Source organism: Lysobacter yangpyeongensis (assembly GCF_042655745.1).
Classification (GTDB): Bacteria; Pseudomonadota; Gammaproteobacteria; order Xanthomonadales; family Xanthomonadaceae; genus Agrilutibacter; species Agrilutibacter yangpyeongensis.
Genome location: NZ_JBHSNM010000001.1, coordinates 358054 through 370317, shown reverse-complemented (window position 1 = coordinate 370317; position 12264 = coordinate 358054). Strand labels below are relative to the sequence as shown.

Sequence of the window (12264 nt, the reverse complement as noted above, 5' to 3'; positions counted from 1 at the left end):
CGCGTGGCGTACGCGTGTTGTCTTCGCCGCGCCGTACGCGCAAAAAAGCCCGCCCTTGCGGGCGGGCCTTCAGGAGTTACGAGCGACGATCAGCCGCCGGGCGGCGGCATGGTGCCGCGTTGCGCATCGACCTCGGCGCGCGACAGCGTGCCGTTGCCGTCCTTGTCGGCGGTCGAGAAGTCCTGCAACAGCGGGCTGGTGGCCGGGAGTTCGTCGCGCGACAGCGAGCCGTCGTTGTTGATGTCCATGTCGTCGAACGGCGTGGTCGCATCGGCCGTCGTGGTCGGCGGCGTCGTCGCCGGTGCGGTCGTCGGAGCCGGCGTACTCGCCTCGGGCTGGGTGCCGGCGGTGTCGGTGGCCGCAGTGCTGGTGCCGGTATCGGCCGGCGGCGTCGTGGCAGGCTGTTCCGGCGTCGCTGCCGGCTCGGTGCCGTAGGTGTCAGCGGTGTCGTCGGACTTGTTGCAGCCGCCCGCCAGGGCCATCGCCGCAAGCACTGCTACCAGGATCGAAGAATGTTTCAGATTCATGGAACCTCCACATGGGTGCTGGCCATTTGCATGCGTACGCTCGCAGCCGGGGCGTAAACGGGCGGTGACACTTCCGTGGAAACGTTGCTGCGCTGAATGGCGTTTTTGCGCGGGCGCGGCCCTGCCGCGGCGCGGGGCGACCCGCGATTCGCGTCGAAACACCCGCAATAACCGCGGCTGGATCGTCGGTTACGCGCCGCACGATCGCCGAATTCCAGATTTCCCGGCTCTACCCTTCGAACCGTGCACGCACGATCGACGGCGCCAGCTGTCCCGGCCAGTCGCGATCGTTGGCGACCTGCGCATTCCCGCGGCTGCGTTCGAGGCGCTCGAAATCGAGGTCTGTGATCGCCCATCGCTGCTCGCCGCGCGTGACGGCGACGATCCCGTCCGCGGGCAGGTCGCGGTCCATCGGCGCATGGATCGTCGCTTCGCCCGTGTTGATGTCCAGCGCCGGGCTCCATTCCGCGATCCCGGCGGTCACCGATTGCGCAACGAAAATCCGGTTCTCCAGCGCGCGTGCCAGGCATCCGACCCGCACACGCGTGGCGCCCGCTTCGGTGTCGGTGCAACTGGGCACGACGAGCAGCCTCGTCCCGGCTTCGCACTGCGCACGCACGGGCAGCGGGAATTCCGCGTCGTAGCAGACCGCGATGCCCGCGCGCACGCCGCCGGCATCGAACACCTTCAACGCATCGCCGCCTTCGATCACGCCCGTTTGTTTCTCGAAGCCGGTGAGCTGCAGCTTGTCCTGGAACCGGCGCGACCCGTCGGGCGCATACCACCAGGCGCGATTGCGATAGCGCCCGTTCTCCACCGCCGTGAGGAAGGTGCCCGCCTGGATGCGCAGCGCGAATTCGCGCGACAGGTCCGCGAACAGCGCATGCCAGGCCGGTTCCAGCGGCTGCAGCGCGGCCAGCGATGCCGGCAGGTCGGCGCGCGTCGCCGCGTCAAAGCCCGCGGCGAGTTCCAGGGCCAGGTATTCCGGCAGCACCGCGACCTGCGCGCCGGCACGCGCCGCCTCCTGCAGCAGTGCGCGCTGCTTGGCCGCGAAGGCCTCGAAATCCTGCGGCATCCCGATCGGGTATTTGCCGACGGCGACTTTCATGCGTCGTTCTCCAGCGGCCGCAGCCAGAACGTCAGCGGCTTCTCGCTCTCGTGCGCTTCGTCCAGTTCCTTCCACGCCAGTTGCATGGTCATGCCGGGTTGGCGGCGGTAACCGCGCGCGGTCCAGAACGCGTCGTTGCTGCGCGCATTGGGTGGTCGCCGCGGATCGTCCGCGGCGCGGTCCACTGCCGCGAACGCGGTCCAGCGCAAGCGCTGCAGGCGCCGTGCGTGCGCTTCGCGCTCGTCGAAGAAGCGGTGACCGATGCCGCGCCCGCGGTAATCCGGCAGCAGCACGGATTCGGTGCAATAGAACACGTCACCGACCTCGATGCCGCGTTCGACGAACGGACGCTGGAAATCCGCTTCCTCGTCCGCCAGCGGGAGCCCGGTCGATGCGCCGATCACGCGCCCGCCGTCGAACGCAAGCACGAACACGCTGTCGGGCGATCGCAGGTAGGTCTGCAGGTAGCGCGCCTCGTAGTCGGCGTCGCCGTCGTAGAGGTACGGGTATTCACGGAACACCGCGATGCGCAGGCGCGCGACGTCGTCCAGATACGCACCGATGGCGGTTCCGGAAATGCAGGCGACGCGCGGGCCGTTGCGATCCATGTCAGCGCGAGACCTGATCGATCCAGTCCTGCAGGTTGTAGTAGTTGGTCACGCGCGAGATGCGCCCGCCCGCGAACTCGAAGAACGCGCCGCCGGGCAGCACGTAGGTCTGTCCGCGCGCAGGCGGCAGGCCTTCGTCGTCGGCCTTGTAGGTGCCGTGGACGACGTATTCGGCTGCGGCGCGGGTTCCGTCGGCGCTGGCCATGACCACGATGTCGCGCAGCTGCTCCGCGTAGCTGCGATCCATTCGCGCCAGGAATGCGCGGAACGCATCGCGCCCGACTTCGCGCGGCCCCTGGTTGAGGTCGTGTGCGACATCGTCGGTGAGCAGCTCGAGCATGGCGTCCCGGTCGCCGCGGTTGAAGGCGTCGTAATAGGACTGGACGAGTTCGGTACGGTTCATCGACACGGCACCTGTGAGGGAGCGCCAGTCTAGCGAGCGCGTGCGCGCCGCGTCAGGGCAACGCAAGCTTGCAGCGACGGTCGAGCGGATCGGCGGCTTCGTGCTTTGCGCGCTTTTGGCGTATAAGGCACCCGTCAACCCGGAGCCGCCCATGAAACCGATCAAGTTTGCCGTTGTTGGCGCATTTGCCGCCGCTGCCCTCATCGCGTTCGCCGCACCGTCCCTCGCCGCGCTGAAGACCGGCGCGAAGGCGCCCGACTTCACCGCGTCGGCCTATCTGGCCGGCAAGCCCTTCACCTTCAAGCTGTCCGATGCGCTGAAGAAGGGCCCGGTGGTCGTCTACTTCTTCCCCGCCGCGCACACGCCCGGCTGCAATCTCGAAGCCCATCAGTTCTCCGAAGCCGTCGACGACTTCAAGGCGCAGGGCGCCACCGTCATCGGCGTGACCGCGGGCAACGTGAACGAACTTGCCGACTTCTCGCGCGAAACCGAGCACTGCGGCGGCAAGTTCGCCGTCGCCGCCGACCCGGGCGCGAAGATCGCGAAGGAATACGACGCGATCCTCGACAAGAAGCCCGAATGGTCCAGCCGCACGTCCTACGTGATCGGCCGCGACGGCGCCATCGCCCACGTCTATTCCGACCTGAACCCGAACCGGCACGTGCAGGAAACGCTGGGCGCCGTGAAGGCCCTGAAGAAGTAAGCGCGGCGGAAGTCGCGACCATGCTGCCCCCAACGGGCCGGCGCCGTTCGATGTCGAATGGCGACCGGCCCGTTCGTCGTATGGGCAAACCCACCACGTGAGTTCGTCATGACCGCAACGCGTCCCCGCCTGTATGCCCATCCGTTCTCGTCCTACAGCCAGAAGGCGCTGATCGCGCTGTACGAAAACGGCATCGACTTCCACTACCGCAATCTCGAGGACGCGCAGGCCGAGTCCGAACTGGCGGCACTGTGGCCGATGCGCCGCTTCCCGATCCTGGTCGACGGCGAACGCACGATCATCGAGGCCACCGGCGTCATCGAATACCTGCAGCTGCACTACCCCGGCCCGGTGCGGCTGATTCCCGACGATCCGCAAGCCGCGCAGGAAACGCGGATGCTGGACCGCTTCTTCGACAACTACGTCTCGACGCCGCAGCAGAAGGTGGTGTTCGATCGCCTGCGCCCCGAACCGGACCGCGATCCCTATGGCGTGCGCGAAGCGCGCGCGATGCTCGAGACCGCCTATGCCTGGCTCGACGAGCGCATGGCAACGCGCGAATGGGCGATCGGCGCCGACTTCACCCTCGCCGACTGCGGCGCGGCGCCGTTCCTGTTCTACGCGGACTGGACGCATGCGATCGACGCGCGTTTCGCCCACGTGCATGCCTATCGCCGGCGCCTGCTGGCACGGCCGTCGGTGGTGCGCGCCGTGGACGAGGCGCGGCCGTACCGTCCGTATTTCCCGCTGGGCGCGCCGGACCGCGACTGACTCGATACAGACCGCAAACGACAAGGCCCGCATGCGCGGGCCTTGTCGTGGGATGCACCTGGACCGTTACCAGATCCGCACGCGCTGTTCCGGCGGCAGGTACATCGCGTCGCCGGGCTTCACGTCGAACGCCTGGTACCAGGGATCGAAGTTGCGCAGCGGGCCGTTGGCGCGGAACTGCACCGGCGAGTGCGGGTTGGTCTTGATCAGGTTGACCAGCGCCTCGTCGCGGTACTTGCCCTTCCACACCTGGCCCCAGGCGAGGAAGAAACGCTGGTCGCCGGTCAGGCCGTCGATCACCGGCGCGGGCTTGCCGCCCAGGCTCAGCTGGTAGGCGGTGTAGGCCATCGAGATGCCGCCCAGGTCGCCCAGGTTCTCGCCCATGGTCAGCGCACCGTTCACGCAGGTGCCTTCGATCGGGCAGAAGCCGTCGTACTGCGCGCCCAGCGCCTTGGTGCGCTGTTCGAAGTTGGCGCGGTCCGCGTCGGTCCACCAGTTGCGCTGGATGCCGGCGAAGTCGGACTTGCTGCCCTGGTCGTCGAAGCCGTGGCCCATTTCGTGGCCGATGACCGCGCCGATCGCGCCGTAGTTCACTGCCGGATCGGCGTTGAGGTCGAAGAACGGCGGCTGCAGGATCGCGGCCGGGAACACGATCTCGTTGAACGTCGAGTTGTAGTACGCGTTGACGGTCTGCGGCGTCATGAACCACTCGTCGCGGTCCGGACGCGTGCCGATGCGGCGGTTCTCGTCGTCGCGGTAGTAACGGCGCATCTGCATGACATTCGCCATCAGGTCGCCCGGCACGATGGTGACGCTGCCGTACTCGCGCCACTTGCTGGGATAGCCGATCTTCGGGCGGAACGTCTCGAGCTTGTGGTAGGCCTCGGCCTTGGTGGCCTCGCTCATCCAGTCGATCTTTTCCAGGTTGTGGCGCAGCGCCGAACGCAGGTTGGCGACCAGCTGGTCCATCGCCGCCTTGCTCTGCGGCGAGAAATGCCGCTCCACATACAGCTTGCCCAGCGCATCGCCGAGGCCGTCGGTATCGCCCACCAGGGCCACGCCGCGCTTCCAGTCCTCGCGCTGCGCCTTCTGGCCGCTGAGCACGGTGCCGTTGAACGCGAACGCCGCCTCGTCGATCTCGCGGCTCAGCAGCGACGCGTTGTTGCGCACCGCGTGGAAGGTCAGGTAATCGCGCCACACCGGCAGTGGCGTGCGCGCGATCACGTCCAGCACCGGCTGCACGGCACTGGGGGTGAGCACGTTCACGCGATCCAGCGCCGGCATGCCCTGCGCCTTGACCTGTGCGGCCCAGTCGTAGCCCGGGTACTGCTTCACCAGGTCGGCGAACGACACGACGTTGTAGGTCTTGTCGCGGTTACGCAGCTGCGCGCGTTCCCACTGCGGCTTGGCCAGTTCGGTTTCGAGCGCGAGCACCGCTTCGGCGCGCGCCTTCGCATCCTTCACGCCGGCAAAGCCGAGCATGCGCTGGATGTGCTCGACGTACGCCGCGCGGATCCTGACGAAGCGCTCGTCACCGTTGAGGTAGTAGTCCTTGTCGGGCAGGCCGAGGCCGCCCACGCGCAGGCCGACCAGGTACTGGTCCGGATCCTTGCGGTCGAGGTCGACGCCCAGGCGCACCGGCGCGGTGGTTCCGTCGAGTTCGACGTTGGCGAACGCGGCGACCAGGTCCTTCTGCGACCTGATCGCACCGATGCGGTCGAGCACCGGCTGCAGCGGCTTGATGCCCGCCGCGTCGCGCGTGGCGCGGTCCATGAAGCTGGCGTAGTAGTCGCGCACCTTCTGCGCATCGCTGCCGGCCGCCAGATCCTTGCGCTGCTGCAGTTCCTCGATGAGGGCGTGCACCTGAGCCTCGGAACGATCGCGCAGCTCGTTGAACGAACCGTACGAGGTCTCGTAGTCCTTGAGCTGGTAGGTATCCAGCCAGTGGCCGTTGACGTAGCGGTTGAAGTCGTTGCCCGGTTTGACCGAGGCATCGCGCGCGCCGAGGTCGACGCCGAACGTGCCCAGTTGCGGCTTGGCATCGATGTCGGCGGCCTGTACGAGCGGAATGGCCGTCAACGCGACGGCAAGGGCCAGCCCGAGGCTGAGCGGTGAGCGTTTCATGGTGGTCCCCTCTGAAGAGTCCGGCGAGACTAGCCGAACCCCGGGGGCGCGGTCGTAGGCCGATGGTTGGGGCGACGTACCGGGTCGTGGCGGATCCTTTGCCGATCCGGGCCGATGCTGACCCGTTCAGGCCACCGGCCGGCAAGCCTTGCGCAGGCTGCCCGCCGGGCGTACTCCTGGCGTCCTTCGAAGGGGGAACGCCATGGCCACGCACGACATCCCGCACACGGACGACGTCCTGCTCAACGCCGTGCTCCGTGTCGTGCACGACGAAGGGGCGCATGGCCGCGAGTGGCGTGAACTGGAGCCCGCGCTCGCGGCCACCTGGGAACGGATGCGCAGTCCGGCTGCGCCGCGCTGGGAAGACGTTGCCGATCGCGTGCGCGATTGCTGTCGGGACCTGCGCACGCCCCACTGATTCACGCCGTAGAGCGAGCGCCATACGGCGGGGAGGCCCCGCCGCTTGCGAGTCGTGTGCAATGGCGGCGCGCGCCGTTCCCGATGTCAGCGCTTCGATGGCGCCGGCTGCGCCAGTCCCCGGGCGACCGCGTCGTCGATCAACCGCAGGGTTTCGCGTTCGGCCTGCTCGCTGAGCGCGTCGATCTGCTTGCCCAGCTCTTCCATCTGCTTGCCGAGTGCCTCCATGGGCTTGCTCGCCTCCGCCATCTGGCGGCTGAGCGCTTCCATCGGCTTCGTCTGCTGCTCCATCCGCGCGCTCTCGGCGTCCAGGATCTTCGACTGCGCATCCATCTGCCGGGACAAGGCGTCCTGCTGCTTCGACAGCGCATCCATTTCGGCGGAGAGGCGCTCGCGCTCCGCTGCGTCGGCGTCTGCCATCGCCTCGGCGAGGCTGGCCTGCTTGTCTCCGAGGATCTCCTGCTGCCGGCCGAACTCCTCCATGCGCCTGCCCGCCTCCTGCATGGCCGGACTCTCGTCATCGACGTCGGAGAGCTTGTCCATCTGCGCCTCGAGCGCTTCCATCTTGCGGTCGTACACTTCCATCTGCGCATCCAGCGCTTCCATGCGGCCGTCGAGCTTGTCGCTTTCCGCCCACGCCCGCGCGGCGCGCTCCACGGTGTCCGGATCGACCACCACGTAGGCCTGGTCGCCCTTGCGGAACCAGACGAAATCCCGACCCAGCTGGCTACGCACGGCCTTGATGTCGTCGATCTCGTCGGTGGATCCCGACATGATGAATCCGTCCGAATCCTTGCGGACGATCGCGAACGGCCGGTCGTCGTGGCGGTCGATGCGCACGTGCGCCGGGGGCTGCGACTTGCTGCTGCCTGCCGCGGCGTCATCGCTCGCCACGGTCGCGACGTCGTGACGGATCTGCGCCTGGGCATAGAACGCCAGGCACGCGGCGGCCAGACCGACGAGCGGGAACGCGATGCGTCCGCCACTGTGGCGCCGGCCGGGACGGACGAGCTGTTCGATACGGGACATGAGGTGGCCTCCGTGGGCGGAAAGCGCCAGCGACGGCGTGACATCGCGAGCGGGATGCGCGGATGCGAGGCATCCGGAAAGTTCGGACAGGGCGATGGCGAGGCGGCGCGGCGCACCGATGGCTTCGGCGGCGAGCTGGTCGGCGATGAGTTCGCGCTCGATGCGGATCCGGCGCGACAGCCACCACGTCACCGGGTGGTAGAACAGCATCGCTTCGACCGCGCCCTGCAGCAGATTGACGAGATAGTCGTGGCGACGGATGTGCGCGAGTTCGTGCGCGACCAGCGCTTCGAGCAGTTCCACCGGCATGCGCGCGAGCAGCGCGGCGGGCATGAGGATCACCGGCCGCCACCAACCGACTACCGCGGGCGTTTCCAGCGAATCGACCAGGCGCAACACGACCGGCTTGCGCAGCCCGAGCCGCGCGGCGAGTGCATCGACCCGCGCCTGCCAGGCCTGGCGCGCAGCGTCCGGTGCGGTGGCGCACAGGCGGCGGATCCACCACACGCCCATCGCCATGCGCAGCGACATCGCGCAGGCGCCGGCGGCCCACAGGGCCACGATCCACGGCAGCGCCTGGTCGATGCGCAATGCGGCCAGTCCCGCGTAGGCCACCGGCACCAGCGGCGCCAGCGACAAGGCATTGCCGAAAGCCGCATGGCGGCTGCCCGTATCGGCGGCGGCGATGACCGGCGCCACGGTCCCGGTGGCGTCACGCAGTTGCAGGGCGATATCGGCGACCGGCGCGAGAGCGCAGGCCAGCAACGTCAGGCAGGCCACCGCATAGCGCGCCTGCGGGCGCGCATTGCGCAGTGCTTGCAGCAGCACCGCGGCCAGCAGGCCGATCAGCACGCCCTGCCAGAGGAAGTGCAGCAGCGCACGGCCAAGCACCGGGACGAACCATGCCAGGGCGTCATTCATCGCGGGTCTCCCTGAGGAAGCGGCGGATCTCTTCGCGTTCCTTGTCCGTCACGTGTTCGCTCAGCGCGGCGAGCACGAGGTCCTTGCCCGATCCGGCGAACGCCTTCTGGATCAGGTCGCGCAGGAGATTGGTCTGCAGCGCATCCTGCGGATGCGCGGCGGCGTACACGTGGGAGCGCTGGCTTTCGTCGCGGGTGAGCAGCCCCTTGCCATGCATCACCTGCATCAGCCGCAGCACCGTGGCGTAAGCCAGGTCGGGCTTCTCGGCCAGGCGCGCCTGGTGCACGTCGCGCACGGTCGACGGCCCCAATCGCCACATCACGCGCAACAGGTCGAGTTCGGTCGCGGTGGGCTTGGGCGGCTTGCGGGTTTTGGCGGTGGTCCTGGTCATCCCCTGATCCGAATGCGGCTACGGGACGCACGCTAGACCATCTAGACCGAATTGTCTAGACCTCTTTGTCTAGGAAGGAAGTCATGGTCGTGCGGTCGAAGAAGGCCAGGGCAACGCTCTTCTCATCCCTGCATAACGCCCCGGCATCCAGCATGGCGGCTTGTGTCACTGGAGCCCGCGCATGAACACACGCCCCATTCCTCCCGGCTATCACAGCATCACGCCATCGGCCGTCGTCGACGATGCGAAGAAGGCCCTGGATTTCTACGCCCGTGCATTCGATGCGCGCGAAAACTATCGCCTGCCGGTGGGCGACAAGATCGGCCACGCCGAGATCCAGATCGGCGACTCGCGCTTCATGCTCTCGGACGAATTCGAGGACTGGGGCGCGCTCGGCCCGAAGCGTCGTGGCGGCGCCACCGGCAGCTTCCTCATCTACGTGCCCGACGTCGATGCGGCGGTCGACAAGGCGGTCAAGGCCGGCGCGCGTGTCGTGCAGCCGGTCGAAAACCAGTTCTGGGGCGACCGCATGGGCACCGTGGAGGATCCCTTCGGACACAGGTGGATGCTGGGAACCCACGTCGAAGACGTCAGCGACGAAGAGATGCAACGACGCGGCGAAGAGTGGGCGCGCAGGCAGGCGAAGCACTGAGGCACCGTCGCGCCGCCGATGGGTCGCGCAGTGATGGACGGTCGCTGCACCCCGGATGCGGCGCACGCGTCCGCCCATGCGCACACGCCGCAGGCAGCGCGCACGGGCGCCGGATGGCCCGTTTCGCGCGGATGCGCCGTTGCACAGAGGGTCCAACCGAGGTTTCCCGCCATGGATACGGAAAGGCGTCGCCATCCCCGCCAGAACACGCTGAAGGCGATCATGTTCACGCCCAACGGCGAGCGGCATGCCGCCACCGTGCTGGACGTCTCCCAGGGCGGCGCGCGCATGCGCCTGCCGGAGGACGACTGGACGCCCCGCGAGGGCGCCAACCTGCGCCTGTTTTTCGAGATCGATCCCGTGCAGACCGTGGCGGTGCAAGGGCGTGTGGTGCGCGTCTGCGTCGACCACCTCGGGGTGCAGTTCGCGCCCGCGCAGGAACGCCAGATCTACGAATTGCTGACCAGCCTCAGCTGAGTCCGACTTGCATCGCCGAGGCCGGCGCCGACGCATTGCGCGAGGTGCCGGCACGTGCCGCTTCGACATGCGATGCTCCCTGCCGCGATGCCTTCCCTCTCCGCCCCTGCCGCGCCCGCTCCGCCATCCGACGCCGACGCAGCCGCGCAGGTGCTGCGCGAGTGGCTGGACGAGCACCGTTCCGTGTTCGTGCTGACCGGCGCGGGCGTGAGCACCAATTCGGGCATACCCGATTACCGCGACGCCGATGGCGCATGGAAACGCCGCGCGCCGATCACCTACCAGGAATTCACACGCGATGCGTCGATGCGGGCGCGCTACTGGGCGCGCAGCTTCGTCGGCTGGCCCGTGGTCGCGCGCGCCCGGCCCAATCGCGCGCACGCGGCGCTGGCGGAGCTGGAAACCCGCGGCAAGGTGTCGATGCTGGTCACGCAGAACGTCGACGGCCTGCACGAACGCGCCGGACAGCGCACGGTGATCGACCTGCACGGTCGGATCGACCGGGTGGTGTGTCTCGGGTGCGGCGCCCGGCTCGCACGCGCCACGGTGCAGGCGATGCTCGCCGATGCGCATCCCGACTGGGCCGACATCACCGCGTCCACGGCGCCCGATGGAGATGCCGACCTGGAATCGCAGGACTTCAACGGATTCCAGCCGCCGCCGTGCCCGCATTGCGAGGGCCTGCTGAAGCCGGACGTGGTGTTCTTCGGCGAGAACGTACCGCGCACGCGCGTCGATGCCGCTGCCGAAGCGCTGCGCCGTTCCGATGCCATGCTCGTGGCCGGTTCTTCGCTGATGGTGTACTCGGGTTTCCGCTTCGCCCGCATGGCGCGCGAGGCCGGACTGCCGCTCGCCATCCTCACCCGCGGCGTCACGCGTGCCGACGAATTGGCGACGCTCAAGCTGCACGCCGATTGCGAGAGCACGCTGTCCGCCAGCACGGACCTCGCGCCGGCGTGACCGACGCGGCCCGCACCGCGGGCATCGCATTGGAGCGGCCTTCGCGATTCCCCCGATCGGGTGAACCCATCCCCGCGGCGGCCACCAACGACCCGTCGCCCGCATCCTTTTCCGCCCAACCGCCAGGAGTGCGCCCATGAACGCCGTGACACCCGATGCCATCCTCCAACTCGGTTTCGCCTTCTGGGGTTCGAAGACGCTGCTGAGCGCGGTCGAGCTCGGCGTGTTCACCGCGCTGGCGCAGGGACCACAGGACGGCGACGCGCTGGCCCGTCGCCTGGGCCTGCATCCGCGCAGCGCGCGCGACTTCCTCGATGCGCTCGTCGCGCTGCGCATGCTCGAGCGCGACGGCAGCTCGTACCGCAACACCGAAGCCGGCGATCTTTTCCTCGATCGCAACAAGCCGTCCTACGTCGGCGGCATGCTCGAGATGGGCAACCAGCGGCTGTACCCGTTCTGGGGCGCGCTGACCGAAGCGCTGCGTACCGGCGAACCACAGAACGAAGCGCGTCGCGGCGAAGACTTCTTCGCCACGCTGTATGCCGATCCCGCGCGCCTGGAAGGCTTCCTGAAGGCCATGACCGGCATCAGCCTGGGCGCCGCACGGGCGATCGCGGAGAAATTCCCGTGGCAGAAATACCGCAGCTTCATCGACGTCGGCGCCGCGCAGGGTGCGGTGCCGGTGCAGGTGGCGCGCGCGCATCCGCACCTGACCGGCGGCGGTTTCGACCTGCCGCAGGTGCGACCGGTGTTCGAGCAATACGTGCAGGCCAACGGCCTCGCCGACCGGCTGCGCTTCCACGAAGGCAACTTCTTCGCCGATCCCCTGCCCCGCGCGGACGTGCTGGTGATGGGCCACATCCTCCACGACTGGAACCTCGAGGAAAAACGCCAGCTGCTCGCCAAGGCCCACGCGGCGTTGCCGGAAGGCGGCGCGCTGATCGTGTACGAGGCGCTGATCGACGACGACCGTCGCAGGAATGCGTTCGGCTTGCTGATGAGTCTCAACATGCTGATCGAGACGCCCGGCGGCTTCGACTACACCGGCGCCGACTGCATCGGCTGGATGCGCGAAGCCGGCTTCCGCGAGGCGTACGTCGAGCACCTGGTCGGCCCCGACTCGATGGTGGTCGGCATCCGATAGGCGCCCGCCCGCGGATCGCGTTAAGGTGG

At 68.3% G+C, this 12264-nt stretch carries 14 protein-coding genes; 7 read left to right on the top strand and 7 right to left on the bottom strand.

Going from position 1 to position 12264, the window contains the following annotated elements; translation table 11 throughout:
- Positions 1 to 89: 89 nt before the first annotated feature.
- The 4 genes from ACFPN1_RS01690 to ACFPN1_RS01675 all read right to left on the bottom strand — a co-directional run bounded on the left by ACFPN1_RS01690 (position 90) and on the right by ACFPN1_RS01675 (position 2646).
- Positions 90 to 527, bottom strand: coding sequence for an EF-hand domain-containing protein (locus ACFPN1_RS01690; protein ID WP_386752445.1), 438 nt, complete (start codon positions 525 to 527; stop codon positions 90 to 92).
- Between the two features lie 229 nt (positions 528 to 756).
- Entirely contained in the window at positions 757 to 1635 is an 879-nt protein-coding gene (locus ACFPN1_RS01685) for a carbon-nitrogen hydrolase family protein (protein WP_386752443.1), read from the bottom strand.
- A complete protein-coding gene (locus ACFPN1_RS01680; protein ID WP_386752442.1) occupies positions 1632 to 2243 on the bottom strand; it encodes a GNAT family N-acetyltransferase in 612 nt (203 codons plus the stop codon). The genes ACFPN1_RS01685 and ACFPN1_RS01680 overlap by 4 nt, the downstream gene beginning before the upstream one ends.
- Before the next feature lies 1 nt (position 2244).
- Positions 2245 to 2646: a ketosteroid isomerase-related protein gene (locus ACFPN1_RS01675; RefSeq protein WP_386752440.1), complete on the bottom strand. Its 402-nt coding sequence runs from the start codon at positions 2644 to 2646 to the stop codon at positions 2245 to 2247.
- Between the two features lie 151 nt (positions 2647 to 2797).
- Between ACFPN1_RS01675 and ACFPN1_RS01670 the strand changes: the two genes are divergently transcribed.
- Positions 2798 to 3349 carry a peroxiredoxin gene (locus tag ACFPN1_RS01670; protein WP_386752438.1) on the top strand — a complete coding sequence of 184 codons (552 nt, stop codon included), beginning with the start codon at positions 2798 to 2800 and terminating at the stop codon, positions 3347 to 3349.
- 108 nt (positions 3350 to 3457) lie between these two features.
- Complete coding sequence (locus ACFPN1_RS01665) at positions 3458 to 4120, top strand: glutathione S-transferase family protein (RefSeq protein WP_386752436.1); 663 nt, start codon at positions 3458 to 3460, stop codon at positions 4118 to 4120.
- 66 nt (positions 4121 to 4186) lie between these two features.
- Here the strand turns inward: ACFPN1_RS01665 and ACFPN1_RS01660 are convergent, their stop codons facing one another.
- Complete coding sequence (locus tag ACFPN1_RS01660) at positions 4187 to 6244, bottom strand: M13 family metallopeptidase (RefSeq protein ID WP_386752435.1); 2058 nt, start codon at positions 6242 to 6244, stop codon at positions 4187 to 4189.
- 202 nt (positions 6245 to 6446) lie between these two features.
- Between ACFPN1_RS01660 and ACFPN1_RS01655 the strand changes: the two genes are divergently transcribed.
- Complete coding sequence (locus tag ACFPN1_RS01655) at positions 6447 to 6662, top strand: hypothetical protein (RefSeq protein ID WP_386752434.1); 216 nt, start codon at positions 6447 to 6449, stop codon at positions 6660 to 6662.
- An 86-nt stretch (positions 6663 to 6748) separates the two neighbouring features.
- Here the strand turns inward: ACFPN1_RS01655 and ACFPN1_RS01650 are convergent, their stop codons facing one another.
- Together ACFPN1_RS01650 and ACFPN1_RS01645 are read right to left on the bottom strand one after the other, a co-directional pair.
- Entirely contained in the window at positions 6749 to 8611 is a 1863-nt protein-coding gene (locus tag ACFPN1_RS01650) for a M56 family metallopeptidase (RefSeq protein ID WP_386752432.1), read from the bottom strand.
- Positions 8604 to 9002: a BlaI/MecI/CopY family transcriptional regulator gene (locus ACFPN1_RS01645; protein ID WP_386752430.1), complete on the bottom strand. Its 399-nt coding sequence runs from the start codon at positions 9000 to 9002 to the stop codon at positions 8604 to 8606. The genes ACFPN1_RS01650 and ACFPN1_RS01645 overlap by 8 nt, the downstream gene beginning before the upstream one ends.
- A gap of 181 nt (positions 9003 to 9183) precedes the next feature.
- Between ACFPN1_RS01645 and ACFPN1_RS01640 the strand changes: the two genes are divergently transcribed.
- The 4 genes from ACFPN1_RS01640 (at position 9184) to ACFPN1_RS01625 (ending at position 12235) form a co-directional block, all read left to right on the top strand.
- Complete coding sequence (locus tag ACFPN1_RS01640) at positions 9184 to 9654, top strand: VOC family protein (RefSeq protein ID WP_386752429.1); 471 nt, start codon at positions 9184 to 9186, stop codon at positions 9652 to 9654.
- A gap of 171 nt (positions 9655 to 9825) precedes the next feature.
- Positions 9826 to 10131, top strand: a complete 306-nt coding sequence (locus ACFPN1_RS01635) for a PilZ domain-containing protein (RefSeq protein ID WP_386752427.1) — start codon at positions 9826 to 9828, stop codon at positions 10129 to 10131.
- Positions 10132 to 10218: 87 nt separating this feature from the next.
- Entirely contained in the window at positions 10219 to 11091 is an 873-nt protein-coding gene (locus ACFPN1_RS01630) for an NAD-dependent protein deacetylase (protein WP_386752425.1), read from the top strand.
- Positions 11092 to 11227: 136 nt separating this feature from the next.
- Complete coding sequence (locus tag ACFPN1_RS01625; RefSeq protein WP_386752424.1) at positions 11228 to 12235, top strand: methyltransferase; 1008 nt, start codon at positions 11228 to 11230, stop codon at positions 12233 to 12235.
- Positions 12236 to 12264: the final 29 nt, after the last annotated feature.